This window comes from Microbacterium aureliae (assembly GCF_054780155.1).
In genome coordinates, this window is record NZ_BAAGWW010000002.1 from 1,143,105 (window position 1) to 1,167,930 (window position 24,826).

Genomic DNA, 24,826 nt, shown 5'->3' on the forward strand with positions numbered 1-24,826 from the left:
CGACCAGGCTAACCCCGGCCGGCGACGGCGCGGGGCGCGCCGGCGGCGCGCTGCGACATGGGGCTACTGCGCGCGCGGGTCGATCGCGGGGATCGACGCCAGGAGCCGCCGGGTGTACGAGACCTGGGGCTGGAGCAGCACCTTCTCGGTCGGCCCCTCCTCGACGATGCGGCCGTCCTTCATCACCACGACGTCGTCGCACAGGCTCTGCACGACGCCGATGTCGTGCGAGACCATCACCAGCGTCAGCTCCTCGCGCGCGCGGAGGTCGCGCAGCAGGCCGAGGATCTGCGCCCGCACCGTGACATCCAGTGCCGACAGCGGCTCGTCGCCCACGAGCAGGCGCGGGCGGTGGACGAGGGCGCGGGCCAGCGCGATCCGCTGCCGCTGCCCGCCCGAGAACTCGTGCGGGAAGCGGTCGGCCATCTCGGCCTCGAGTCCGACCTCGACGAGCGTCCGGCGGACCCGCTCCCGGCGGTCGCCCTCGATGCCCAGGGCCCACAGCGGCTCGCCGACGATGCGTCCGACGCTCATGCGGGGGTCCAGGGAGGCGTAGGGGTCCTGGAAGACGATGCCGGTCTGGCGGCGGAGCCAGTGCAGGTCCCGCGCCCGGGCGGCGGCGTCGACCGGGCGCCCGTCGAACTCGACGGTGCCCGACGTCGGCGAATCCAGCCCCAGCAGCAGACGCACGAGGGTGGACTTGCCCGACCCGGACTCCCCGATGATGCCGACCGCGCGGCCGGCGAGGATGTCGATGTCGGCGTCCTCGAGCGCCGTCGTCGGACGCGGCCGCTCGAAGAGGGACCGCCGGGGCACGGCGAACCGGCGGGTGAGTCCCCGCCCCCGCAGCAGCACCCCCGTCATGCGGCACCGCCCGGTCGCCACAGCGTCGCCGTCGCATCCCGCAGCAGCCCTTGCGTCACCGGCGATCGGGGAGCGGTGAGCAGGTCGGCGACGGGGGCGGACTCCACCACCCGGCCGTCGTCGAGGACCACGCCGTGGGTGGCGATCTGGGACAGCACGGCCAGGTCGTGCGTGATGAAGACCAGCCCCATGCCGGCGTCGGCGACGAGTCCCCTGAGCAGGTCGAGGATCTCGGCCTGGATCGTCACGTCCAGCGCCGTGGTCGGCTCGTCGGCGATGAGCAGGCGGGGGCGGCAGGCGAGCGCCATCGCCAGGGCGACCCGCTGGCGCTGCCCGCCCGAGAGCTGGTGCGGGTAGCGGCCGACGATGCGCTCGGGGTCGGGCAGGGCGACCCGCCGCGCCTCGTCGACGGCCCGGGCCGCGGCATCCCGGCGGGTGACGGGCTGATGGATGCGGATGGATTCGGCGATCTGCCGTCCGACGGTCCGCAGCGGATTGAGCGCGGTCCGGGGCTCCTGGAACACGATGCCGATCTCGTCGCCGCGCAGGCGCGCGAGCTCGCGGTCCCGCATCCCGATCAGTTCCACCTCATTCCACCGGATGCTGCCGGTCGCCGTCGCGCCGTCCGGCAGCAGTCCGAGCACCGCGAGGGCGGTCAGGGACTTGCCCGAGCCGGACTCCCCGATGAGCCCGACGCGCGCACCGTCGGGGACGGCGAACGAGACGCCGTCGACGACGCGGCGCCCGGCGATCTCGACCACGAGGTCCTTCACGACCAGGCTCATGCCACCACCTCGGGCACGTGCGTGCGCGCCTCGCGGCGGCGGCGGGACAGCGTCGGGTCGGTCGCCTCGCGAAGCCCGTCGCCGAGCAGGTTGAGTCCGAGCACCGTGATGGTGATCGCCAGCCCGGGCCACAGCACCGACAGCGGGTGGACGCTGATGAACTGCTGCAGCTCGTCCAGCAGCAGCCCCCACGACGGCTCGGTCACCGGTGCGCCGAAGCCGAGGTAGGACAGCCCGGCCTCGGCGAGGACGGCGACGGCCATGCCCCAGGACAGCTGCACGATGAACACCGGCGCGACGTTGGGCAGCAGGTGGCGCCACAGGTTCTGGGCCGGGGTGAGCCCGGCCGCGCGACCGGCGAGCACGAAGTCGCTGTGCAGGACGCGGCGGAGCTCCGGCCGCGTGACGCGCGCGATGTTCACGCCGAAGCCGATCCCCACCGACCACACCACGACCCACAGCGACCCGCCCCACACCGCCGAGATCATCATGGCGATGATGAGCACGGGGAAGGCGATGAGGATGTCCACCGCCACCGCGACCGCCTCGCGGACGCCGCGGGCCGTGAGGGCGCCGAGGGCCGCCAGCCCGACGCCGAGGATCGTCGCGACGACGCCTGCTCCCACCGCGACGGCGACGGTCGTGCGGGCGCCGGCGATGAGCAGCGACAGGATGTCCCGCCCCGAGGCGTCCGTGCCCAGCAGGTGCGGCCACCCCGGCGGCGCCCAGCGGCCCGAGATGTCGACCTGCCGGGGGTCGAACGGCGTCCACACGAGCGAGAGTCCCGCGGCCGCGAGGACCACCGCCACCACGATCAGGCCGAAACGCCCCGTCGACAGCGACCACAGCCGCCCGAGCCACGCCCCGCGCCTCACGCCGCCTCCCGCTGCCGCGGGTCGATCGCACGGTGCAGCAGATCGACGGCGAAGCCCACCACGAGGACGAACCCCGTCAGCACGAGCAGCTCGCCCTGCACCTTCGGAAGATCACGGGCGCCGACGTCGGCCACCAGCATGCGGCCGATCCCGGGCAGGCTGAACAGCTGCTCGATCACCACAGCGCCGACGATGATGCCCGCGACCTGCAGCCCGAGGACCGTGATGACCGACAGGCCGACGTTGGGCAGGCCGTGGCGGATCAGCGCGGCGGTGCGGGTGAGTCCCTTCGCCGCCGCGGTGCGGACGTAGTCCTGCCCGATCGCCTGCAGCGTCGCGCTGCGCACGAACCGCAGCAGCATCGCGCCCTCGACGATGCCGATCGTGAGGGCGGGCAGCAGCAGGGCGCGCAGCGCCGCGCCCGGGTCCGACCAGCCCGCTCGCGGGAAACCCTGCGCGGGGAGCCACCCCAGGCCCACCGCGAACACCACGACGAGCATCATCCCCGCCCACACCACGGGCACCGCGGCGAGGGCCTGCGCGCCGACGCTGAGCGCGGTGCCGTCGGCCCGGCCGCGCCGGAGGGCCGAAAGCACCCCGAGCGGCACGCTGAAGGCGATCGCGATGGTCAGCGACAGGATGCCGAGCGGGATCGTCACCGCGGCCTTCTGGGTGAGCTCGTCCGCCACGCGGGAACCGGTCAGCAGGGACGTGCCGAGGTCGCCGCGCAGGACGCCGCCCACCCAGTCGAGGTACTGCACGGGCAGCGGCTGGTCGAGGCCCAGGCGCCGGCGGATGCCCGCCACCTGCTCGGGCGTGGAGTTCACGCCCGAGATCAGCTGCGCGACGTCGCCGGGCAGGACGCGCAGGGTGAGGAAGATCAGCGCGCTGGCGACGAAGAGGCCCAGCAGCAGCAGGGCCAGTCTCGTCAGCGCGTACCGGGTCACCCGTCGCTCTTGGCCAGCTCGGCGAGGTTCAGGCGCTCGTTGACGTTGACCGACGGCATCCCGGTGACGGTCGTGGCGACGGCGAGCACCGAGGCGCCGTTGTACAGCCAGTCCGCCGCGGCGTCCTCGGACACGATGCGGGCGGCCTCGGCGAGGAGCTCCGCCGCCTCGTCCTCGTCGGTGGCGGCGAGGGCGTCGGCGTACAGCTCCTGCACCTCGGGGCTGTCGTAGGTGAAGTAGTAGTCCGGGTTCGCCCAGTTCTCGAAGTCGCGGGCCTCGGTGTGCAGCACGAAGCTGAGCTCGTAGTCCTTGTTGATGTAGACGTCGTTGAGCCACGTCGAGAAGTCGACCGACTCGACGGTGAGGGTGATGCCGACCTCGTTGAGATCGGACACGAGGATCTGCGGGATCGTCGTGGAGTAGAAGCTCGGGATCGTCAGAGTCAGGTCGAGGTCCTCCGCCCCGGCCTCGGCCAGCAGATCGCGGGCGGCCTCGGGATCGTAGGGGGCGAGGTCCGACAGGTCCTCGTAGCCCGGGTCCAGCGACGGGATGGGTCCGTACTGCGTCTGCCCGGATGCCGCCGCCTCGATGAAGGCCTCGTGGTCGATGGCCTGGCGGATCGCCTGGCGGACGCGCCGGTCGGCGAGGGGGCTGCCTTCGTTCTGGTTGAAGGCGAGGGTGCCCTTGTCGGTGGATTCGCCGAGGACCAGGGTGAAGTCGCCGCCGGCCTCCACCTGCTCCTCGAGGTTCGCGTCGAACCCGGTGAGGACGTCCACCTCGCCTGCGAGCGCCGCGCCGAGCGCGGCCTGGGTGTCGGGGATGTACGAGAAGACGACCTCGGCCACCTGCGCCGGCTCGCCCCAGTAATCGTCGTTGCGCACGAACTGGATGCTGTCGCCCTGCCGCCAGTCCTGCAGCACGAAGGGCCCCGTGCCGTTGGCTGCGGTGGCGTAGTCCACCCCGTCGTCCTTCTTCAGGATGATGCCCGCGCGGCCGGTCAGGTTCCACAGCAGGCTGGAGTCGGGTTCGGCGAGGGTGAGCGTGATCTGCTGCCCCTCGGCCTCGATCGTCTGGATACCGGCGAGCCGTGCGGCATCCCGCCAGGTGTCGCTGCCCTTGCGGGTCTCGAGCGACCACACGACGTCCTCGGGGGTCAGCTCCTGCCCGTCGTGGAAGGTCACGCCCTCGCGGAGGGTGAAGGTGTAGGTCAGTCCGTCGGCCGAGACCTCGAAGTCGCTCGCGAGGGCGGGGACGACGTCCTGCTCGGGGGTGCGGGCGACCAGGCCCTGGTAGACGTTGTCGATCAGGATCTGGTCGAGGGCGGCGCCGGCGGTCTCGCGGATGTCGAGGTTGCCGGGCTCGAGCACCAGGCGGATCGCCACGGAGGCGTCCGGGTCCGGCTCGCCGGTCTGCGTCGGGGCGGGGGCCTCACCGGGCGCGCACGCGGCGAGGACCAGCGCGCCGACGAGGAGGGCGGCCGGGGCGAGGGCGGTGCGGCGGAGCATGGTGTCCTTTCACGGGACGTCCGCGGGGGGCGGACGCCGGGCTCGGGGGAGTGCGGGGGGCCGGTGCGCCCTCAACTCTAGGGACTCCCGGAGCCGGCTGCGGCGCACACTCACGTCAACGCAGGGGTGTCGCCGATCGTTCCCGCCCGCTCGCGGAGCAGGCGCCCGAGCGCCACCGGCTGCTCCTCCTGCACGTTGTGGCCCGACGGCAGGGTCACCACGGATGCCGCGGGCAGACGCCGGGTGAACTCCTCGGCGTCGGCGGGCGTGACGTACCCGCGGTCGCCGCGGATCAGGGTGAGCGGGCTGCGGATGCCGGAGAAGTCCTCCCAGCCGGTCGCGGCGAGCACGTTCGAGACCGCATCGGCGGGCCGTTCGCCGTCCGCGGCGGCGGCCGCGGCGAGGTGGGCGAAGTGGTGCTTCCACTCCACCCGGCCGTCGGCCCTCACGCGGGAGTTGAGGAAGACGCCGCGCTCGGCTGCGGCGCGCTCGCCGCCGAGCCCGAACGACAGCGCACGATCGACCATCTCGTCGCGGGTCGCCCACGAGGTGGGCCCCGCGAAGAACTCCCGGATCTGGGTGGGTCCGGCGTCGGGGTCGACGCCGGGGGTGATGTCGACGACGACGACGGCGGCCACCGCATCGGGGCGCATCGCGGCCACCGCCGCTGCGGTGAGGCCGCCGAGGGACTGACCGACCAGCAGCTGCGGGCGGTCGGTGTGGGCGTCGAGCGCGGCGGCGACGTCCGGGGCCAGCACGCGGGCGACATAGGCCGCGTCGTCCCGCCACGCGGAGTCGCCGTGACCGGCGAGATCGACGGCCAGGGCGGGCAGTCCGCACGCGAGCAGCGTGGTGTCCCACGTGTGGGCGTTCAGGCCCGCGCCGTGCAGCAGGGTCAGCCGCGGCGGCTCCTGGCCCCAGCGCAGCGCGCTCAGCGTCCGGCCGTCGGGCAGGTCCAGCGTCGTCCGCCGCACGACCGGCAGCGGTCCGGCCACGCCGGCGACCGCGGCCTGTGCGGGCAGGAACGAGAACTCGTCGGTGGGTTCGGGCACCGCCCCATTCTGGGGCATCCCCTCGCGGGCGGGTGACTTACCCTGGCAGACATGAGCGAAGAACGTCGCGTCCACCTCTCGCGCTCGGCGCCGCCGGTCTACCAGGCCCTCGCGGCGTTCTCGAAGACGGTCGGCGGCCTCGCCGACGAGGCGGGCATCGACGACCGGCTCAAGGAGCTCGTCCAGATCCACACCTCGCAGCTCAACGGGTGCGCCTACTGCGTGCGCGTCCACGTCGACCGCGCGACGGCGACGGGGGTCGACGCCGACGTCATCGCCCAGCTGGCCACGTGGCGCGATTCCGGGGTCTTCTCGGAGCGCGAGCGCGCAGGGCTGGAACTCGCCGAGGCGCACTGCTTCATCCACGAGGACGGCATCCCCGATGACGTCTACGACCGCGTCGGCTCCGTCCTCAGCGAGCGGGAGTACGTCGCGCTGAGCTGGATCCTCGTCTCGATCAACTCGTTCAACCGGGTCGCGATCGCCGGTCGCTACCCGGTCCCGCCCCGCACCGGCGACGGCGCGTGACACGGGAGTCCCTCGTCCCGGGGGCGATGAACTTCCGCGACGTGGGCGGTCTGCCCGCCGCGGGCGGGGTCACCCGTTCGGGGGTGCTGTACCGCTCGGGCAACCTGGCCGCCCTCGACGACGCCGGCGTCGCCGCGCTCGCCGGGCTCGGCATCCGGCGGATCATCGACCTGCGCGCCGACGACGAGGTCGCGTACGCGCCCAGCCGCACAGAAAGCCTCGACGTGGTGACCGCCCGCGTGCCGCTCTTCCCCGGCTCGGTGACGTCGCTGTTCACCCGGGACGTGAGCCTGGACGAGATGTACCGCGGGCTCGTCGCCGACTCCGCCGAGGCGGTGGTCGAGGTCGTGCGCGGAATCGTCGTCGACCAGCCGGTCCTCGTCCACTGCACGGTGGGCAAGGATCGTACGGGTGTCACCGTGGCCGTCGCGCTGGCCGCCGGGGGAGTGCGGGCCGATGCGATCGTCGCCGACTACGCGCTGACCGAGACGCTGCTGCCCGCCGAGCGCAACCGCGAGATCCTCCGCTTCCTGCGCCAGCGGCATCCCGACGCCCGCAACGTGGAGGAGGTGGCCACGCGTTCGCCCGCGCGGGTGATGGCGGGGATGCTGGCGGCCATCGACGAGCAGTACGGCTCGGCGGCCGGCTACCTGCGTGCCCATGGGATGCCCGACGACGAGGTCGCGGAGCTGCGGCGCGTGCTGGTCGCCCCCGCCGGCTGAGGGCGAGCCCGGTAAGGTGAGGCAACCCTAAGATGGCCGCTATAGTGGACGTGTCATGTCCACGACTGCAGAGCACAACGCCACCGCCTGCCGCGCTTCGCGGCACACCCGGGTGCAGCACCTGATCACCGCCGACGAGACCTCGCTCGACGAGCTCGAGGCGCTGCTGGCGACCCTTCCCCTCTGCTCCACGGGCCGCGTGTTCGTCGAGGTGCCCGACGCCGGCCACCGCGCCGACCTGCACGCCCCCGCGCGCATGACGGTGACGTGGCTGGACCGCTCCGCCCGCACCGGCGACCCGGGGTCCGGGCGCACGTGCGCTCCCGGTCAGGCGCTCACCCGCGCGGTCACGGCGTGGGCAGACGAGATGCTGTGCGCGGACGAGGACGAGACCCGCATCCGACTGCTCGGGGGCTGGCTGGGAACGGCCGACATCGTCGACCACCTGGTGTCACGCCGGGACGTCGACCCCGCCCGCATCTGGACGCCCGAGCGCTTCGGGCTGACGCCGTCGCGCTGAGCGCGGCAGGTAGTTCCCGTCCTCGAGGCCTGCCTCGATCTCGAAGCGGTTGCGCAGCGCGTCCCGCCCCTCGATGAGGTAGAGCACCGGCATGAGGAAGCCGTACCGGCGCCACTGCCGGCGGTGGACCGCCTCGTGGCGCAGCAGGCGGTCGTCGATGGGCCCGTCACCGGTGAGGAAGCAGGTTCCCGCGCACACCCCGCCGCGCGGGAACGTCCAGGCCGGCATGCCGCGGAAGACCCACAGCCCGCCGCGGCGCTCGATGCGTCCGGTGCTCCACAGCGACCCCCACACCCAGCCCACCGCCGAGCCGTACAGGTAGCCGGCGAAGCTCAGCGGCGAGTCCAGCAGCGCGGCCGGGATCCGGCGGTCGGTGCGTGCCGCGCGCTCAGCGGCGCGCGCCGCCTCGACGGCCACGGCCGCGGCGCGCGGATCGCTCACGCGAGGGCACCCACGATGCGCAGGATCGCGCCGAGGTCCTCCACGGCGGCATCCGGCGCGGCGGGCGCGAATCCGCTCAGGCTCGCGCCCACGAGCGGGGCCGCCTCGCGCGCCGCGGCGATCGCCGCCACGAGCTGGGCGACGGTCAGCCCGAAGGGCGCGGGGGCGGTCAGCCCGGTGAGGGCCGAGGGGTCCAGCACGTCCAGGTCGACGTGCACGTGGATGCCGGCGGCCCCCGTCGCGCGGACGGCCGAGGCGACCTTCTCCGCGGCGGCTGCGGCATCCGCGGGCAGCCACGTCAGGCCGAGCGCCCGCAGCTCCTCCTCTTCGCCGTCGTCGAAGGCGCGTGCGCCGACGAGGACGGCGCGCTGGGCGGCGATCGCGTCCGCGCCGAGCGCGAGACCCGGGGGGCCGCCGCCGAGGATCGCGCGCAGCGCCATCCCCGAGAACGCCCCCGACGGGCTGGTGTCGGGCGTGTGCAGATCGGGGTGCGCGTCGAACCACAGCACCGCGAGGTCGGGCTCGACCGCGCGGGAGTGCGCGACGGCGCTCACGGCGACCCCGCAGTCACCCCCGACGACGAGGGCCGGCCCGGTCGCGCCCTCCAGCTGCGTCCGCACGAGCTCGCGCGTGCGGACCAGGGAGCTGTGCCGCTGCACGCCGGTGGCCTGGGACTCGCCGGCCTCGAGCGGGACGTCCACGCGCACCGTGGCGGAGCGCGGCAGGTCGCCGGCGATCGCGTCGGCGCCGTCGACGAGCAGCATCGCGCGCGCCGACGGGGAGCCCTGCCATTGGGGCACGACGACGAATCTCGGCATCCGGTTCTGCTCCTTCGTGCATCGTCGCGCGGCCCTCCGGCTCGAGGCCGGAAGGCCGCGCGCCGGATCACTGGGTGATGGCGCCCGCCGAGCCGCCGGCCTTCAGCGCGGCCAGCCGCGCCTCGACCTCGGTGAGCTCGCCCATGTCCTCGAGCTGGGTGAACTGCGCGTCCAGCGACGACGCGGCCAGCTCCTGCTTGCCGGCGGCGAGGGCCTCCTGGCGGCGCACCTTGTCCTCGAAGCGGCCGAGTTCGCTGGTGGGATCCAGCACGTCGATCGACTTGACCGCGTCGTGGACCTTGACCTGGGCTTCGGCGGTCTTGGCGCGCGCGAGCAGCTCGCTGCGCTTGGCCTTGAGCTGCTCCAGCTTCTGCTTCATCCCGTTGAGGCCGTCCTTGAGCTTCTCGACGACCTCGGTCTGGGTGGCGATGGTCGGCGCGATGGCGCTGGCCTCGTTCTCTTCGCTGATCTGCCGCTGCAGCGCGATCTTGGCGAGATTGTCGAACTTGTCGGCGTCGACGGTGTCGCCCGAGGCGCGCAGCTGGTCGGCGCGACGGCTGGCGGCCAGCGCCTTGTTGCCCCACTCGGCGGCAGCCTTGACGTCCTCCTGGTGGTCGCGCTCGAGCAGGCGCAGGTTGCCGATCGTCTCGGCGATCGCCGCCTCGGCATCGGCGATGCTGTTGGTGTAGTCCCGCACGAGCTGGTCCAGCATCTTCTGCGGGTCCTCGGCCTGATCGATCAGGGCGTTGACGTTGGCCCTGATGAGGGTGGAGATGCGGCCGAAGATGGACTGTTTGGCCATCGTGGTTCCTTCCTTTCCGAGAAGTGGTGTGCGGCGGGCGGGCGCCCGCCGGGTCAGAAGCGTCCCCCGCCGCGACGGCCGCGGGATCCGCCGCCGCCGAACGAGCCGGGACTGATGCGGCCGCGGCTGCGGCCGCCGCCGGCCATGCCCCCGAGGCCGCCGAGACCGCCGAGGCCCCCGAGGCCGCCGGGGAAGCCCCCGCCCGACCGGCCGCCGCCCAGGACGGAGTTCAGGACGATGCCGCCGAGGACGGCGCCGAGCATGCCGCCGTCACCGCCGCCCGGGGCGGCAATGCCGCCGAAGGCGCCGACGTCGCTCTGCGCGAGCTGGATGGCGCGGCCGGCGAGCTGCTCGGCGCGCTGGGCCTCGGCGAGCGCCTGCTGCGGGTCGCCGGACTGCAACTGGCGGGCGCGCACGAGGCTCGCGCCGGCTTCGGCCAGGCGCGTGCGCGCCTCGGCACCGACGGCGCCGCGGCGCGAGGTGATGTAGTCCTCGGCCGCCGAGACCTGCGCCTGCGCCTGCGTCAGCACATGCGAGAGCATCTGCCGGGCGCGCTCGGCCTGCGCCTGCTCGTCCCGTACGCCGCGGATGAGCGCATCGATCTCGGCGTTGACCGCCTCGAGCGCCTGCAGGGCGGCGACGGGGTTCTTGGCCCCGCTGAGCTGTGCGCGGGCGCTGCCCACCTGCTGACGGGTGGCCGTGACGGCGGCGGCGAGCCGGCCGTCCGCGTCGGGCAGGGCGGCGGCTGCGGCGGCATCCTGCTCGAGATCGGCGATGAGGGCGGTGGCGTTCTTCTCGGCGACGGCCAGGTCCACCGCGAGCTTGTCGACCGCGGCGGCGAGGGCGCCCGCCTGTGCGACGGCGTCCTCGGCGGCGCGGATGCTCACCGCCGCCTCCCCGCCGTCGCCCGCCGTCAGCGCGGTCTCGGCCTCGGCGAGCTCCGCGTCGGCGAACTGCAGCCGGGCCTCGGCCTGCGCCGGATTGTCGGCGATCGTCGAGAGCGCTTCGGGGGAGTACTGCGAGCGCAAGGCCGCAAGACGTTCGGATGCCGGGCCCACCGCGGCCGCGGCCTTCTGCCGGTCGGTGCGGACGCGGGCGAGGGCCTCGGGGGCGTTCTGCTCGAGCTTGCGCAGCTCGTCGAACTCCGCCGCACGCTCATCGAGGCGCTCGTTGGCGCTGCGGCAGAGCGCGATGATCCGCTCGTTCCACTCCCGGATCTGCGCGTCGGTGTCGGGCTCGCCGTCATCGAGCTTCTGCTGCAGCGAGAACGCCTCGTCCAGCTCGGCGCGGGCCGCGGCGAGGGCCTCGACGAAGGAGGACGTCGCCTCATCGCCGAACTGCGCCCGGGCGAACCCGAGCTCCTGCTCGCTGGTCTTCAGGGCGTCGTCGGTCTGGACGAGCGCGGATGCGGCCTGCCGGCGCAGCTCCTCGAGGGGAACGGCGGGCGGTGCGCCGGGGACGGCGGGGCCCTGCGCCTGGCCGCCGGCGGCCCGCCGGCGCCGGATGAGCCACCAGGCCACGAGGGCGATGCCGCCGAGGACGACGACGAGGATGACCACGGTGATCGCGCCCGACCCGCCGGGCGCGCCGCCCGCGCCACCGCCGATGCGGCTCGTCATCGCGTCGGCGGCGGTGATGACCGCGCCGCCGTAGTCGCCGGCGCTGAGGTCGGGGCGGATGTCGGCCTCGATCTGGACGACCTGCTCCTCGGTGAGCGGTCCTGCGCTGTCGGCCGACAGGTAGTACTGCCGGCTCTCGGTGGCCACCGCCAGAAGGTACTGCGACGGGCCGAGCCCGTTCTCCTCGGCGACGGTGTTCGCCCACGACTCGCTGTCGGACGGATCGGTGAACTCGTCGACGAAGACCGCGTAGAGGTCTGCCCCGGTGTCGGCGGAGAGCTGCTCGAGCCGGGTCTGTGCGGCCGCCTCCGCGCCGGCATCCAGCGCATCGGAGGCATCCAGGAGGTAGCCCGCACCGAGTTGCACGGGCGGCGTGGCCGCAGCCAGCGCTCCACCCGCGAGTGTCGATGAGACCACCGCAGCGGCCAGCAGAGCTGCCGTCCCCCGTATCCGCACCGGCTCCCCCTCCCGGGCCGTCGCCGACCCCCTTCGCGAGTCTATTCAGCCATCGTGCGAGAGGGATAGGGGCGGCGGGTCGCGGCGGCGGGGCGCGTGCGGCCGGGTAGCCTTTGCGACCCGGAGGACCATATGGACGATCGATACGGCACGGATGTGCTGGCAGCGGGCTGGCGCGAGCGTACGGCGAAGCGGGTGCCGCGGGTGCCGGCATCCGGCGATCTGGTCGTCGAGGTCGCCGCCGACGGCTTCTGCGGCGCCGTGGTGGGGATCCAGTCGGGTCTCGTGGAGCTCGAGGACCGCGCCGGCAGGCGCCGCCTGTTCCCGCTGGGGCCGGGATTCCTCATCGACGGCGAGGACGTCGTGCTCGAGGCGCCCGAGCGACGCGCGCCGGCCGCGCCCCGCCGCACCGCGTCGGGGTCGTTCGCCGCCCCCGAGACGCGGGCGCGCGTGGCGCGGGCCAGCCGCATCCTCGTCGAGGGGCGCCATGACGCCGAGCTCGTCGAGAAGGTGTGGGGCGACGACCTGCGCGCCGAAGGCGTGGTGGTGGAGTACCTGCAGGGCGTCGACCTGCTCGCCGACCTGCTGGACGCCGAGCCGCCCTCGGCGACCCGCCGCTACGGCGTGCTCGTGGACCACCTCGTCCCCGGGGCCAAGGAGACCCGCATCGCCGAGGCGATCCGGCGCGGCCGCCACGGCGCGCACGTCCGCATCGTCGGGCACCCGTGGGTGGACGTGTGGCAGTGCGTGACGCCGCGCGCCCTGGGCATCACGGCGTGGCCGGACGTCCCTCGGGGCGTGGACTACAAGACCGGCGTCTGCCGCGCCCTCGGCTGGCGCGCCGATGACCAGGCGGACCTCGCGCGGGCGTGGCAGCGCATCCTCGGCGCCGTCTCGAGCTACCGCGACCTGGAGCCGGCGCTCCTCGGTCGCGTCGAGGAGCTCATCGACTTCGTCACCGAGCCCGCCGGCTGAGCGCTCCCGGCGCTCCGGGGCTCACTACCCTGGAGAGGTGACCGACTCTCCCGTCCACGACGTCCCTCGCCGGTTCCGGGATCGCCCCGTCTCGTTCGTGCGGCGAAGCGGCCGGATGTCCGAAGCACAGGAGCGGGCGTGGGCGGAGCTCTCGCCGCGCTTCGTCGTCGACGTGCCCCGGGATGCCGCGGCCACCAGCGTCCTGCCGGGGTCGGTGATCGATCCCGCCGCCGTCTGGGGGCGCGAGGCCCCGCTCATCGTCGAGGTCGGCTCGGGGCAGGGGCACGCGATCGTGAGCGCGGCCGCCGCACGGCCGGACGTGGACTTCCTGGCCGTCGAGGTCTTCAAGGCGGGCCTTGCCCGCACGATGCTGGATGCCGAGCGGGCCGGTGCCGGCAACCTGCGCCTGGTCGAGGCGAACGCGCCCGAAGTCCTGCAGCACCTGCTGCCGCCGGCATCCGTCGACGAGCTGTGGGTGTTCTTCCCCGACCCGTGGCACAAGAAGAAGCACACCAAGCGGCGCCTGGTGGCGGGGGAGTTCTCACCCGTCGCGGCCGCGGCGCTGCGCCCCGGCGGGATGCTGCGGCTGGCGACGGACTGGGAGGACTACGCGCTGCAGATGCGCGAGGTGCTCGACGCCGCGCCAGGCTTCACCCGGGCGTTCGAGGGGGAGTGGGCGCCGCGGTTCGAGGGGCGCGTCCTGACCGCCTTCGAGCGCAAGGGCGAGCGCGCCGGCCGGCGCATCCGCGACCTCGCCTACCGGCGGGCCGCCTGACATGCCCGCCCATCCCGCCGCCGCCCCGGTCCGCACGCACCCGGCGTGGCCGGGCGACCTCGTCCCCGCCCTGCTGGTGTGCCTGGCCGCCCCCGCCTTCTTCGTCCTGCTCGTGCCGTGGCTGGGCTGGGTGCTGCTGGCGGCCGGTCTCGTCGCGGCGTGGCTGCTCGAGCGACGCAGGCCCTCCCCGGACGAGGCCGCCGATCCCGCCGGCATCCGCCCGCCCTCGCTGGTGCGCGACCTGTCGCTGATCGCGATCGGCCTGCTCATCGTCAGCGTCATCCCCCTCAAGGCCGAGCTCGACGACCTCGCGATCCTGCGCTTCGCCCTCGCCCTGGGCGGCGCGGTCGCCGTGCCGTACGCGATCTCGCGCTGGGTGTACCGGGACCACGCCATCCGCTTCCCGTGGCGGGGCGGCGGGCGGTGGACCGCCTTCCAGTGGTCGTGGCTCGTGGGGGTGCTCGTCCTCGGCTGGCTGATCCTGCCGTTCTACTTCATCACCTCGGGCGTCTACCAGAACTGGCCGGTGGTGGACACCCCCGACCTCATCGCGCGGCTGTTCGTCGGCGTGGGGGCGGTCGGCATCTGGGACGAGCTGTTCTTCATCTGCACGTGCCTGGCGCTGCTGCGCCGCCACGTGCGCTTCTGGCAGGCCAACATCCTGCAGGCGATCGTGTTCGTGTCGTTCCTGTGGGAGCTGGGCTACCAGGCGTGGGGACCGCTCCTGACGATCCCGTTCGCGCTCCTGCAGGGCTTCATCTTCATGCGGACGAAGTCGCTCGCCTACGTCGTGACGGTCCACCTGCTCTTCGACGCCGTCGTCTTCCTGGTGCTCGTCCACGCCCACAACCCGGGACTGCTGGACGGCATCTTCCCGGTGTGAGTCAGCCCGCGGCCCGGCGAACGAGCTCCCGCACCGCTTCGTCGACCGCGGGCGTCCATTCCACGACCGCGTACGACGTCGCCCACATGGCGCCGTCATCCAGTCGCGCGTCCTCGCTGAAGCCGATCGTGGCGTAGCGCGTGCCGAACTTCGACGCCGGCTGCACGAAGACGACCACCTTGCCGTCACGGGCGTACGAGGGGAAGCCGTACCAGGTCTTCGCGTCGAGGTGCGGGGCCTCCTCGCCGACGACCACGTGGACGCGCTCGGCGATCGTGCGGTCCAGGCCCGACAGCGCCCCGACGGCGTCCAGGCACGCCTGCAGCTCCTTCTCCCTCTTCGCCGCGCCCTTGACCCCCTGCTGGGCCCGCAGCTCCGCCGCCCGCTGCTTCATCGCCGCGCGCTCCGCCTCGCTGAAGCCGTCGCCGTCCTCGCTCATGTCACCCCGTCCTGTCGCCGGCGGCCGATTCCGCCGCGCCTGCGGATTGTATGGCGGGCGCGAGGGCGGCGAAACCCCCGTGCCGGATCGGGCGGGGGTGATCGATGCTGGCGGCATGGTCAAGCTGCACTACGCGGACGGCTTCGTCGTCACCTCGGCCGGCATCGCCGAAGCAGTCATCGCCTACGCGCGGGCCCTCGCCGAGACCGGGACGTCCGCGGTGGTCAGGGTGCCGATCATCGGCGACAGCGGCGAGGTCGCCCGCTCGACCATGCTCATCGGTCCCGCCAGCCAGCTGTACACCACCCCCACGCCGGGCGGGGTCGAGGGGATCGAGGACGACCCGCTGGTGCAGGACCTGACCGAGCGCACCGCGGCGCTGCAGCCGGTCGCGATGGTGCCGGACGAGGAGGGCGGCCTGAACGGTCAGGCGGAGTCGTTCTGACCGGTCGCCGAGGCGATCCGGATGACGGTGATGATGTGCCCCCGACAGGAATCGAACCTGCGACCTTTGGTACCGGAAACCAACGCTCTATCCCCTGAGCTACGGAGGCGTACCGGTCGAGATTACCACTGACCGGAGGCCCTCCCGTGCGCTCAGCGCCGGACGCCCACCTCGGTGTCGGCCGGGGCGTCGGCGGCGACGTCGCTGCCGTGCCCGATCGCCGCCAGCGCCTCCGCCACGCGCGCGGCGAGGTAGCGGTGGCCCTCGGTCGAGGGGTGGTTGCGCCCCGCGCCGGAGTCGATGACGTGCGCGTAGTTGCCCGCGCCGATCCACTCCTCGGCGATCGGGGAGATGTACCACCAGCCGCGCAGGGCGGCCAGCTCCGCCAGATCCGCGTCGATGCGCACGACCGCCTCCTCCACCGGCAGGACGTGGGCGGCGGGCCCGAGGACGACGATGGACGCCGCGGGGTAGAGCGCCGACAGTGCGTCCCACGCGGCGGTGACGGCGTCGCGGTACCCGGCCACCGGCATCCGTCGGTCGTTGATGGTGCCCTCGACGATGATGAGGTCGGGGTCCAGCGCCGCGTCGAGCATCGCGATGCGCTCGCCGTAGGCGGGGCCGTCGATGCCGGGCTTGAGGTACCCGCTGCCGCGCACGCCGTCGACGACGACCTCGGCGTCCAGCAGCGGCGCCAGCCGGTAGGCGAACCCGAGGGTCGGGACGATGGCCGCCGAGCCGTACACCCACGAGTCGCCGAAGACGAGGATGCGGGGGTTCTCGGGCAGCGTGAGTGCGGCGGGGGCGATCGCCGCGGCGGGCGCCTCGGGCGGCGCGGCGGTCTCGGCGACGGGCGTGATCCACGGCCGCCACGCCGCGACGGCGCACACCAGCGCCACGGCGAGTGCGACGGCCCCCAGGGCCGCCCACGAACGCCGTGGACGACGGCGTCCTGACGCGGGCATGGATCGAGGGTAGATCATTGGCGACGGTGCGACGAACACCGCCCGCCCGGCCGTCGGAATCGGTGGTCCGAGGGGGCATCGCGGCGTGCGAGGATACTTCGGTGCAACGCGTCGTGACCGCCGAACTGGACCTGGAACTGGGGTCCTCCGTCGACCTCATCGTGCAGATCGCGGCCGCCCAGCAGGTGCCCGTCGCCGACGAGCAGCTCACCTTCACCCAGGGCGATCGCGTGTACACCCCGCTCGAGATCATCGACCAGTCCGGCAGCCGTCTGCACCGGCTCACCGGCGAGGCCGGACGGCTCGAGATCCGGTACGAGGCGCGGGTCGCCGGGCCGACCCCGGCGGGGCGGACGAGCGACCTCGAGGCCATCACGTACCTGCGGCCGAGCCGCTACTGCCAGTCGGACGAGGTGTTCCAGCAGGCGCGCCGCCAGTTCAAGGGCCTGCACGGCATCGAGCTCATCCAGGCGGTGTCGGACTTCGTGGCCACCAGCACGACCTACACGCCGGGGCTCAGCCACGGCACCGACAGCGCCGTGACCACGCTCATGACCGGCCAGGGCGTGTGCCGCGACTACGCCCACGTCGTGATCGCGCTGCTGCGGGCCATGGACATGCCCGCCCGCTACGCCGCGTGCTACGCGCCGGGACTGCGGCCGATGGACTTCCACGCGGTCGCCGAGGCCTACCACGACGGCGCCTGGTACGTCATCGACGGCACCCGCCTCGCGAACCGCCGCTCGCTCGTGCGCATCGCCACCGGCCGCGACGCCGCCGACTGCGCCTTCCTCAGCTACCACGGCGGCTACGTCGGGCTGCAGCGGATGCGCGTGGACGCCTGGGTCATGCCCGAGGCGGAGGACTTCACGGATGCCGCGATGCCGGCATCCGCCTCTGACGATGCCGCCGGTCCCGGCGCGGACGACTTCGTCGAGCTGGTCCAGATCGCCTGAGCCCGCGGGGCGCCCGCCGGGCGGCAACTAGACTCGACGGGTTATGACTCCCGACGCCCTCTCCGCCGCCCTGCTCGCCGTCATCGTCCCGCTCGCCGAGGCGCGACGCGCCGGTGCGAGCGAGGGGCTCACCCCCGCCGACCTGCCGCTGGAGCGGCCGAAGAACCGCGACCACGGCGACTGGGCGTCCAATGCCGCACTGAAGCTCGCCAAGGCCGTCGGCGCGCCGCCGCGCGAGTTCGCGGCCGAGATCGCGGCCGGCCTCGCCGCCGTCGACGGCATCGCCGGCGTCGAGGTGGCCGGGCCCGGCTTCATCAACATCCGGCTGGATGCCGCGGCCGCGGGAGTCCTCGCGCGCACCATCGTCGAGGCGGGGGCCGCGTTCGGCTCGAACGACTCGCAGGACGGCCGGACGATCAACGTCGAGTTCGTCAGCGCCAACCCCACCGGCCCGCTGCACATCGGCCACACGCGGTGGGCGGCGCTGGGCGACTCCATCGCCCGGCTGCTGCAGGCCAGCGGCGCCACCGTCGCCCGCGAGTTCTACATCAACGACGCCGGTGCGCAGATGGAGCGCTTCGGCCGCTCGGTGCTCGCCGCGGTCACCGGCACCCCCGCGCCCGAGGACGGCTACGTCGGCTCCTACATCGACGATCTCGCCCGGCGGGTGCGCGACGAGCGCCCCGACCTCGCGGAGCTCGACCCCGAGGAGCAGCTCGTCGTCGTGCGGGACCTCGCCTACGACTTCCAGCTGGGCGAGATCCAGGCATCCCTGGCGAAGTTCAACGTCGCCTTCGACGTGTGGTTCTCGGAGCGCGTGCTGCACCGGGCCGGATCCCACGGCGAGCCGAGCCTCGTCGACGAGGCGGTGGAGCGCCTGCGCGCGCAGGGGCACGTCTTCGACCAGGACGACGCGGTGTGGGTGCGCACGACCGACTTCGGCGACGACAAGGACCGGGTCATCCGGCGGTCCAACGGCGAGTACACCTACTTCGCCGCCGACGCCGCGTACTACCTCAACAAGGGCGACCGCGGCTTCGCCCACAAGATCTACCTGCTCGGCGCCGACCACCACGGCTACGTCCACCGCCTGAAGGCCCTCGCCGGCGCCGCCGGCGACGACCCCGACAAGGACATCGAGGTCCTCATCGGCCAGCTGGTCTCGGTCAACGGCGCCCGGCTGTCCAAGCGCGCGGGCAACATCATCGAGATGGACGACCTGCGGGAATGGCTGGGCACCGACGCGCTGCGGTACTCCCTCGCCCGCTACCCGGCGGACTCCCCGCTGACGCTCGACCCCGAGCTGCTGCGCAAGCGCACCAACGACAACCCGGTCTTCTACGTGCAGTACGCCCACGCGCGCACCCACAACGTCGCCCGCAACGCCGCCGCCAGCGGTGTCGACCGCTCGGAGTTCGAGCCGGCGCTGCTCCAGCACGAGACCGAGTCGGCGCTGCTGGGCGCGCTGCAGGAGTTCCCGCGCGTCGTGGCCTTCGCCGCCGAGGTGCGCGAGCCCCACCGCGTCGCCCGCTACCTCGAGGAGCTCGCCGGGCTCTACCACCGGTGGTACGACAACTGCCGCGTGATCCCGCAGGGCGACGATCCGGTCGAGGCGGTCCACCGCACACGGCTGTGGCTGAACGACGCGACCGGCCAGGTGCTGCGCAACGGCCTGGACCTGCTGGGCGTGGACGCCCCGGAGCGGATGTAGTCATGGCGGCACGGCGGCGGCGCATCTGGCCCTGGATCATCGCGATGGTCGCCCTGGGCGGGCTGCTCGCCGGCGCGGCCGTGATCGCCGAGGCGGTCGCCCGCGACATGGTGGTCGCCGGTGTCAAGGAGCGGGTGATCACCGACCTCGCCCTGCCCGCGGACCAGCCCATCGACGTCGACGTCCAGGGCGTCGTCCTCCCGCAGCTGATCGCCGGGAGCCTCGACGACGTCACCATCTCGTCCGAAGATGTCGCCCTCGACGTCTTCACCGGCGACGTCACGGTCCGCGCACGGGACATCCCGCTCCGCGGCAGCGGCGCCATCGGATCCGCCGACGCCGTCGTCCGCATGGACCAGGAGCAGCTGCGCACCCTGCTCGAGGCGGTGCAGGACTTCCCCGCCGACAGCCTCGCCCTCGAGGCGCCCGGGGTGGCGGTGACCGTCGACGTCAGCGTCCTCGGCATCGCGGTGCCCGTGGGGGTGTCGCTGACCCCCTCCGCCGCGGACGGCGACCTGATCCTCACCCCGACGGCCCTGCGGATCGCCGGGGGAGAGGTGTCGGCCGACGAGGTGCGCGCGCGCTTCGGCGACCTCGCCGACGGCGTGGTCCGCGACTGGCCGGTCTGCATCGCGCAGTACCTGCCGGCGGGCCTCACCCTCACCGACGTCGGCGTGGACGGTCGCACGCTCGTGGCCGAGTTCGACGTCGACGGGGCGATCGCCACCGATCCCGCGCTGCTCGAGGACGGCAGCTGCCGGTGACGCGCGTCGCCCTGTGACGCCCGCGCCGGGCGGCGGGCGCGAGGTGCCCTAGACTGCAAGCAACTGCTCGGCGCGTGAGTCCACCGGCCGTGCACGAGCCGCCGGCGTCGCCGGTCCCTCGAGATCCCCACCGATTGGTCCCACCCGTGTCCGCCGCCTCGCCTTCCCGCACGCCGGCCCCGGCCTGGCTCGCCGTGCCGGACGACGCCAACGACCTGGTGCCCGCGGTGTGGCCCGACGACGCCGTCCGCGATGAGGAAGGGCAGCTGGTGATCGCGGGGGTGCGGGCGAGCGAGCTGAAGGCGCGTTTCGGCACGCCGCTCTACGTCGTCGACGAGACCGAGGCCCGCCGAAACGCCCGCCGCGCGCGAGAGGCGTTCGCCGCGGCCGCCGCGCGGCACGGGGCACAGACCCGCGTGTACTACGCCGGCAAGGCCTTCCTCAGCACCGAGGTCGTCCGCTGGGTGACCGACGAGGGACTGAGCGTGGACGTGGCCTCGGGTGGCGAGCTCGCGGTGGCCCGCGCCGCCGGCACAGATCCCGCCCGCCTCGGCTTCCACGGCAACAACAAGAGCGTCGCCGAGCTCGACCAGGCCGTCGTCGCCGGAGTCGGCTCCATCGTCGTCGACAGCCCCGTCGAGATCGAGCGGCTCGCCGCCGTCGTCGCCCGCCGCGGGGCCACCCAGACGGTCCTCGTCCGGGTCAACAGCGGCGTCCACGCCGAGACCCACGACTTCCTCGCCACGGCGCACGAAGACCAGAAGTTCGGTTTCACGCTGACGGATGCCGCAGCCGCGGTCGCGCGGATCCGCGAGCTCCCGGGCCTGCGGTTCGCCGGCCTGCACTGCCACATCGGCTCGCAGATCTTCGGGTCGGCGGGCTTCGCCGAGTCCGCGGCGCGGGTCCTGGCGCTCCACGCCGAGCTGCGCACGGGCGGCGATGCGCCGGTGCTCAATCTCGGCGGCGGATTCGGCATCGCCTACACCCGCGCCGACGAGGCGACCCCGATCGAGGAGCTCGCCGCCGGAGTCGTCGACGCGGTCGCCGCCGAGTGCGCCCGGCGCGGCATCCCGATCCCGCTCCTGGCGTTCGAGCCGGGCCGGGCCGTCATCGGACGCGCCGGGGTCACGCTCTACGAGGTCGGGACCACCAAGCCCGTCGCCCTCGACGGCGGCGCCTCTCGCCTGTACGTGAGCGTGGACGGCGGCATGAGCGACAACGCCCGCCCGGCCCTGTACGGGGCGCAGTACTCCGCGCGGATCGCCTCGCGCACGAGCGACGCCGCGCCCGCCCTGGTGCGCGTGGTGGGCAAGCACTGCGAGTCCGGTGACATCGTCGTCGACCACGAGTACCTCCCCGGCGACATCGCGCCGGGCGACCTGCTGGCGGTGCCCGCCACCGGCGCCTACTGCTTCTCGCTGGCCAGCAACTACAACTTCGTCCCGCGCCCGCCGGTCGTGGCGGTGCGGGACGGTCAGGCCCGCGTCATCGTGCGCGGCGAGACGATCCAGGATCTGCTCGCCCGCGACGTGGGCGCCGCATCCTCCCCGACGGAAGGACACAAGTGACGGAATATCGCCGCCTGAGGGTCGCTCTGCTGGGCGCCGGGGCCGTGGGCTCGCAGGTCGCCGCGCTGCTGCGCAAGCACGGCGCAGAACTCGCCGACCGCGCCGGCGCCACGCTGGAGCTCGTGGGCATCGCGGTGCGCGACCTCGACGCCAAGCGCGACGCCGACCTGCCGCATGAGCTGTTCACCACGGATGCCGAGTCGCTGATCGTCAGCGCCGACATCGTCATCGAGCTGATGGGCGGCATCGAGCCGGCGCGCACCTACCTGCTGCAGGCGATCAACTCCGGCGCCGACGTCGTCACCGCCAACAAGGCGCTGCTGGCCACCCACGGGCCCGAGATCTTCGACGCGGCCGACCAGGTCGGCGCGCAGGTCTACTACGAGGCGGCGGCCGCCGGCGCCATCCCCATCATCCGCCCGCTGCGCGACTCGCTGGCCGGCGACCGCGTGCAGCGCATCATGGGCATCGTCAACGGCACCACCAACTACATCCTGGACCGCATGGACAAGGAGGGCGCGGAGTTCGCCGACGTGCTCGCCGACGCCCAGGCCCTCGGCTACGCCGAGGCCGACCCCACCGCCGACGTCGAAGGCTACGACGCGGCCCAGAAGGCGGCGATCCTCGCCAGCCTCGCCTTCCACACCGCCGTGCCGCTCGAGGCGGTCCACCGCGAGGGGATCACCACGATCGACAAGGCGATGATGGATGCCGCGCGTCACGCCGGCTACGTCATCAAGCTCCTCGCGGTGTGCGAGCGCGTCCAGAGCGACGCCGGCGAATCGATCTCGGTGCGCGTCTACCCGGCACTCGTCGACCGCGAGCACCCGCTGGCCACCGTGCACGGTGCCAACAACGCAGTGTTCGTGCAGGCCGAGGCCGCCGGCAACCTGATGTTCTACGGCGCGGGCGCCGGCGGGGTGCAGACCGCATCCGCGGTGCTCGGCGATGTCGTGTCGGCCGCGCGCCGCCACATCGCCGGCGGCGTCGGCGTGGGGGAGTCGACGCGGGCGAACCTGCCCGTCGTCGACATCGGGCAGGTCACCACCCGCTACCAGATCACCCTCGAGGTGGACGACCGGCCGGGCGTGCTCGCCACGGTCGCCGGCATCCTCAGCGACGGGCGCGTGTCGATCGCGACCGTCGAGCAGACCGTCGCCGGTGAGGAGTCCGTCATCGCGCGGCTCGTCATCGGCACCCACAAGGCACGGGAGCAGGACCTCAGCGAGACCGTCGAGCGTCTCGCCGCGAGCGGCGTCGTCGAGCGCGTCGTCTCGGTCCTGCGCGTGGAAGGAGACTGACATGGCACACCTCTGGCGCGGAGTCCTCCGCGAGTACGCCGACCGGCTGGGCGTCACCGACGACTCGACGGTCGTCACCCTCGGCGAAGGCGGGACGCCGCTTCTTCCGGCCCCGGCCCTGTCGCAGCAGACCGGCTGCGACGTGTGGGTGAAGTTCGAGGGCATGAACCCCACCGGGTCCTTCAAGGACCGCGGCATGACGGTCGCGCTCTCGCGCGCGGTCGAGCACGGTGCGAAGGCCGTCATCTGCGCGTCGACCGGCAACACCTCGGCGTCCGCGGCGGCCTATGCCGCGCACGCCGGCATCACCGCGGCCGTCCTCGTGCCCGAGGGCAAGATCGCCATGGGCAAGCTCAGCCAGGCCGTCGCCCACAACGGACGCCTCATCCAGATCCGCGGCAACTTCGACGACTGCCTCGAGATCGCCCGCGAGCTGGCCGACCACTACCCGGTCCACCTGGTCAACTCGGTCAACCCGGATCGCATCGAAGGCCAGAAGACCGCTGCGTACGAGATCGTCGAGGTCCTCGGCGACGCGCCGGACTTCCACTTCATCCCGGTCGGCAACGCCGGCAACTACACCGCCTACTCCCGCGGCTACCGCGAAGAGGCCGACCGCGGCGTCGCCACCCGCGTTCCGCGGATGTTCGGGTTCCAGGCCGAGGGGTCGGCACCCCTCGTGCGCGGCGAAGTCGTGAAGAACCCCGAGACGGTGGCCAGCGCCATCCGCATCGGCAACCCCGCGTCGTGGGAGCTCGCCCTCGAGGCGCGCTCGGCGACCGACGGCTACTTCGGGGCGATCGACGACGAGCGGATCCTGGCCGCGCAGAAGCTGCTGGCCGGCTCGGTCGGCATCTTCGTCGAGCCCGCCTCGGCGATCAGCGTCGCGGGGCTCCTCGATCGCGTCGAGGCCGGCGCCGTCCCGCGCGGCTCGCGCGTCGTCCTCACCGTCACCGGCCACGGCCTGAAGGACCCCCAGTGGGCGCTTCGCAACGCCGACGGCACGCAGGTCGAGCCGACCGTCGTCGACGCGACCACCTCCGAGGTCGCCGCGGTGCTCGAGCTCGCCCCCGTGGAGGCGACCGCGTGAGCGAAGCCCCCCAGTCCGGACCGGGGCGGCGGGTCGTCGTCCGGGTTCCGGCCACCAGCGCCAACCTCGGTCCCGGGTTCGACACCCTCGGGCTCGCGCTGAGCGTCTATGACGAGCTCATCGTCACCGCGCTGCCGGCCGGGCAGCTCGAGGTCGAGGTCGAGGGTCAGGGGATAGGCGATGTCCCGCGGGACGGCTCGAACCTGGTCGTGCGCTCGATCGCGTACGCCTTCGACGCGGTGGGAAGGGTCATACCGGGGCTGCGCCTGCAGGCGCGCAACGTCATCCCGCACGGCCGCGGCATGGGCTCCTCCGGCGCCGCGGTGGTGTCGGGACTGCTCGCGGCCAAGGGACTGCTCGCGGGCGACGTGGACCTCGGGGACGAGACGCTGCTGCGCCTCGCGACCGAACTGGAAGGCCACCCCGACAACGTCGCCCCGGCGCTGTTCGGCGGCCTCACCATCGCGTGGGTCGACGAGACCGGGCCGCAGCACAAGAAGCTGACCGTGCATCGCGGCGTCTCGCCGCTGGTGTTCGTCCCGGACTTCACGATGTCGACCGAGGTCGCCCGGAGCCTGCAGCCGCTACAGGTGCCCCGCGAGGACGCGGTGTTCAACGTCTCGCGCTCGGCCCTGCTGATCGCCGCCCTCACTCAGAGCCCCGAGCTGCTGCTGGCGGCGACCGAGGACAAGCTGCACCAGAACTACCGCGCCCAGGCGATGCCCGAGACCGACCGGCTCGTGCGCGCCCTGCGCGCCGAGGGCTTCGCGGCCGTCGTGTCCGGCGCAGGGCCGAGTGTGCTCGTCCTCGCCGACGGGCCCGGCCGTCGGGCCGAGGCCGCGCGCACGGCCGAGACCGCCGTCGACACCCCGTGGGAGGCGCTCATGCTCGCCGTCGATGTCAAGGGTGGTACAGTGAGGGAGTACGCGGAGGGTTCCACGTAAACACGTGAATCTGGCCTCCGTCGCAAATCTGCGAATCCACCGCACAGCCCCCTTCTGTCAGGGACTTTCGAGCATC

General features: G+C 73.4%; 26 protein-coding genes and 1 tRNA gene. 14 read left to right on the forward strand and 13 right to left on the reverse strand.

Features of this window, described 5'->3' with window-relative positions; translation table 11 throughout:
• Nucleotides 1–63: 63 nt before the first annotated feature.
• The 6 genes from ACYVF4_RS11350 to ACYVF4_RS11375 all read right to left on the reverse strand — a co-directional run bounded on the left by ACYVF4_RS11350 (nucleotide 64) and on the right by ACYVF4_RS11375 (nucleotide 6,028).
• On the reverse strand, nucleotides 64–864 hold the full coding sequence (locus ACYVF4_RS11350) for an ATP-binding cassette domain-containing protein (RefSeq protein ID WP_460722735.1): 801 nt from the start codon (nucleotides 862–864) through the stop codon (nucleotides 64–66).
• The gene (locus ACYVF4_RS11355; protein WP_460722737.1) at nucleotides 861–1,649 is read right to left on the reverse strand and encodes an ATP-binding cassette domain-containing protein; all 789 of its coding nucleotides are present in this window, start codon (nucleotides 1,647–1,649) and stop codon (nucleotides 861–863) included. Before ACYVF4_RS11355 ends, ACYVF4_RS11350 begins: the two co-directional genes overlap by 4 nt.
• Nucleotides 1,646–2,524, reverse strand: a complete 879-nt coding sequence (locus ACYVF4_RS11360) for an ABC transporter permease (RefSeq protein ID WP_460722739.1) — start codon at nucleotides 2,522–2,524, stop codon at nucleotides 1,646–1,648. The genes ACYVF4_RS11355 and ACYVF4_RS11360 overlap by 4 nt, the downstream gene beginning before the upstream one ends.
• Nucleotides 2,521–3,471, reverse strand: coding sequence for an ABC transporter permease (locus ACYVF4_RS11365; RefSeq protein ID WP_460722741.1), 951 nt, complete (start codon nucleotides 3,469–3,471; stop codon nucleotides 2,521–2,523). Before ACYVF4_RS11365 ends, ACYVF4_RS11360 begins: the two co-directional genes overlap by 4 nt.
• Nucleotides 3,468–4,976 (reverse strand): ABC transporter substrate-binding protein, encoded by a 1,509-nt coding sequence (locus ACYVF4_RS11370; protein ID WP_460722743.1) that lies wholly within the window; start codon nucleotides 4,974–4,976, stop codon nucleotides 3,468–3,470. The genes ACYVF4_RS11365 and ACYVF4_RS11370 overlap by 4 nt, the downstream gene beginning before the upstream one ends.
• Before the next feature lie 110 nt (nucleotides 4,977–5,086).
• Nucleotides 5,087–6,028 carry an alpha/beta fold hydrolase gene (locus ACYVF4_RS11375; RefSeq protein WP_460722745.1) on the reverse strand — a complete coding sequence of 314 codons (942 nt, stop codon included), beginning with the start codon at nucleotides 6,026–6,028 and terminating at the stop codon, nucleotides 5,087–5,089.
• A gap of 51 nt (nucleotides 6,029–6,079) precedes the next feature.
• On the opposite strand from ACYVF4_RS11375, the gene ACYVF4_RS11380 reads away from it, so the two are divergent.
• From ACYVF4_RS11380 to ACYVF4_RS11390, 3 genes are read left to right on the forward strand one after another with little or no spacing between them, the layout of a single operon-like run.
• A complete protein-coding gene (locus ACYVF4_RS11380; RefSeq protein WP_460722747.1) occupies nucleotides 6,080–6,556 on the forward strand; it encodes a carboxymuconolactone decarboxylase family protein in 477 nt (158 codons plus the stop codon).
• Nucleotides 6,553–7,278: a tyrosine-protein phosphatase gene (locus tag ACYVF4_RS11385; RefSeq protein WP_460722749.1), complete on the forward strand. Its 726-nt coding sequence runs from the start codon at nucleotides 6,553–6,555 to the stop codon at nucleotides 7,276–7,278. The genes ACYVF4_RS11380 and ACYVF4_RS11385 overlap by 4 nt, the downstream gene beginning before the upstream one ends.
• A gap of 55 nt (nucleotides 7,279–7,333) precedes the next feature.
• Nucleotides 7,334–7,798, forward strand: coding sequence for an SIP domain-containing protein (locus tag ACYVF4_RS11390; protein WP_460722751.1), 465 nt, complete (start codon nucleotides 7,334–7,336; stop codon nucleotides 7,796–7,798).
• Here the strand turns inward: ACYVF4_RS11390 and ACYVF4_RS11395 are convergent.
• The 4 genes from ACYVF4_RS11395 to ACYVF4_RS11410 all read right to left on the reverse strand — a co-directional run bounded on the left by ACYVF4_RS11395 (nucleotide 7,730) and on the right by ACYVF4_RS11410 (nucleotide 11,895).
• Nucleotides 7,730–8,161, reverse strand: a complete 432-nt coding sequence (locus ACYVF4_RS11395) for a Fe-S oxidoreductase (protein ID WP_460723136.1) — start codon at nucleotides 8,159–8,161, stop codon at nucleotides 7,730–7,732. The genes ACYVF4_RS11390 and ACYVF4_RS11395 overlap by 69 nt on opposite strands.
• Before the next feature lie 74 nt (nucleotides 8,162–8,235).
• On the reverse strand, nucleotides 8,236–9,057 hold the full coding sequence (locus ACYVF4_RS11400) for an arginase family protein (RefSeq protein ID WP_460722753.1): 822 nt from the start codon (nucleotides 9,055–9,057) through the stop codon (nucleotides 8,236–8,238).
• Nucleotides 9,058–9,124: 67 nt separating this feature from the next.
• Nucleotides 9,125–9,859, reverse strand: coding sequence for a PspA/IM30 family protein (locus ACYVF4_RS11405; RefSeq protein ID WP_460722755.1), 735 nt, complete (start codon nucleotides 9,857–9,859; stop codon nucleotides 9,125–9,127).
• A gap of 53 nt (nucleotides 9,860–9,912) precedes the next feature.
• Nucleotides 9,913–11,895 carry a TPM domain-containing protein gene (locus tag ACYVF4_RS11410; RefSeq protein ID WP_460722757.1) on the reverse strand — a complete coding sequence of 661 codons (1,983 nt, stop codon included), beginning with the start codon at nucleotides 11,893–11,895 and terminating at the stop codon, nucleotides 9,913–9,915.
• A gap of 171 nt (nucleotides 11,896–12,066) precedes the next feature.
• Here ACYVF4_RS11410 and ACYVF4_RS11415 point away from each other — a divergent pair, with 171 nt between their 5' ends.
• The 3 genes from ACYVF4_RS11415 (at nucleotide 12,067) to ACYVF4_RS11425 (ending at nucleotide 14,567) form a co-directional block, all read left to right on the forward strand.
• Nucleotides 12,067–12,909 (forward strand): DUF3097 domain-containing protein, encoded by an 843-nt coding sequence (locus tag ACYVF4_RS11415; protein ID WP_460722759.1) that lies wholly within the window; start codon nucleotides 12,067–12,069, stop codon nucleotides 12,907–12,909.
• A gap of 115 nt (nucleotides 12,910–13,024) precedes the next feature.
• Nucleotides 13,025–13,684 (forward strand): tRNA (guanosine(46)-N7)-methyltransferase TrmB, encoded by a 660-nt coding sequence (trmB, locus tag ACYVF4_RS11420; protein WP_460723138.1) that lies wholly within the window; start codon nucleotides 13,025–13,027, stop codon nucleotides 13,682–13,684.
• A 1-nt stretch (nucleotide 13,685) separates the two neighbouring features.
• Nucleotides 13,686–14,567: a CPBP family intramembrane glutamic endopeptidase gene (locus ACYVF4_RS11425; RefSeq protein WP_460722760.1), complete on the forward strand. Its 882-nt coding sequence runs from the start codon at nucleotides 13,686–13,688 to the stop codon at nucleotides 14,565–14,567.
• A gap of 1 nt (nucleotide 14,568) precedes the next feature.
• On the opposite strand, the gene ACYVF4_RS11430 is transcribed toward ACYVF4_RS11425, so the two are convergent.
• Nucleotides 14,569–15,006, reverse strand: a complete 438-nt coding sequence (locus ACYVF4_RS11430; protein ID WP_460722762.1) for a hypothetical protein — start codon at nucleotides 15,004–15,006, stop codon at nucleotides 14,569–14,571.
• Between the two features lie 115 nt (nucleotides 15,007–15,121).
• Between ACYVF4_RS11430 and ACYVF4_RS11435 the strand changes: the two genes are divergently transcribed.
• The gene (locus ACYVF4_RS11435; protein WP_460722764.1) at nucleotides 15,122–15,451 is read left to right on the forward strand and encodes a hypothetical protein; all 330 of its coding nucleotides are present in this window, start codon (nucleotides 15,122–15,124) and stop codon (nucleotides 15,449–15,451) included.
• A 36-nt stretch (nucleotides 15,452–15,487) separates the two neighbouring features.
• Here the strand turns inward: ACYVF4_RS11435 and ACYVF4_RS11440 are convergent.
• Both ACYVF4_RS11440 and ACYVF4_RS11445 read right to left on the reverse strand, forming a co-directional pair.
• Nucleotides 15,488–15,560, reverse strand: a tRNA-Arg gene (locus ACYVF4_RS11440).
• 43 nt (nucleotides 15,561–15,603) lie between these two features.
• Nucleotides 15,604–16,416: an SGNH/GDSL hydrolase family protein gene (locus ACYVF4_RS11445; RefSeq protein WP_460722765.1), complete on the reverse strand. Its 813-nt coding sequence runs from the start codon at nucleotides 16,414–16,416 to the stop codon at nucleotides 15,604–15,606.
• Nucleotides 16,417–16,517: 101 nt separating this feature from the next.
• On the opposite strand from ACYVF4_RS11445, the gene ACYVF4_RS11450 reads away from it, so the two are divergent.
• The 7 genes from ACYVF4_RS11450 to thrB all read left to right on the forward strand — a co-directional run bounded on the left by ACYVF4_RS11450 (nucleotide 16,518) and on the right by thrB (nucleotide 24,750).
• A complete protein-coding gene (locus tag ACYVF4_RS11450; protein ID WP_460722767.1) occupies nucleotides 16,518–17,372 on the forward strand; it encodes a transglutaminase-like domain-containing protein in 855 nt (284 codons plus the stop codon).
• A 43-nt stretch (nucleotides 17,373–17,415) separates the two neighbouring features.
• Entirely contained in the window at nucleotides 17,416–19,083 is a 1,668-nt protein-coding gene (argS, locus tag ACYVF4_RS11455; protein ID WP_460722768.1) for an arginine--tRNA ligase, read from the forward strand.
• Between the two features lie 2 nt (nucleotides 19,084–19,085).
• Nucleotides 19,086–19,847, forward strand: a complete 762-nt coding sequence (locus ACYVF4_RS11460; protein WP_460722769.1) for an LmeA family phospholipid-binding protein — start codon at nucleotides 19,086–19,088, stop codon at nucleotides 19,845–19,847.
• Between the two features lie 146 nt (nucleotides 19,848–19,993).
• The gene (gene lysA / locus ACYVF4_RS11465; RefSeq protein WP_460722770.1) at nucleotides 19,994–21,415 is read left to right on the forward strand and encodes a diaminopimelate decarboxylase; all 1,422 of its coding nucleotides are present in this window, start codon (nucleotides 19,994–19,996) and stop codon (nucleotides 21,413–21,415) included.
• On the forward strand, nucleotides 21,412–22,716 hold the full coding sequence (locus ACYVF4_RS11470) for a homoserine dehydrogenase (protein ID WP_460722771.1): 1,305 nt from the start codon (nucleotides 21,412–21,414) through the stop codon (nucleotides 22,714–22,716). The genes lysA and ACYVF4_RS11470 overlap by 4 nt, the downstream gene beginning before the upstream one ends.
• 1 nt (nucleotide 22,717) lies before the next feature.
• Complete coding sequence (gene thrC, locus ACYVF4_RS11475) at nucleotides 22,718–23,806, forward strand: threonine synthase (RefSeq protein ID WP_460722772.1); 1,089 nt, start codon at nucleotides 22,718–22,720, stop codon at nucleotides 23,804–23,806.
• Nucleotides 23,803–24,750 (forward strand): homoserine kinase, encoded by a 948-nt coding sequence (gene thrB / locus ACYVF4_RS11480; RefSeq protein ID WP_460722773.1) that lies wholly within the window; start codon nucleotides 23,803–23,805, stop codon nucleotides 24,748–24,750. Before thrC ends, thrB begins: the two co-directional genes overlap by 4 nt.
• The last annotated feature ends 76 nt before the right edge of the window (nucleotides 24,751–24,826 follow it).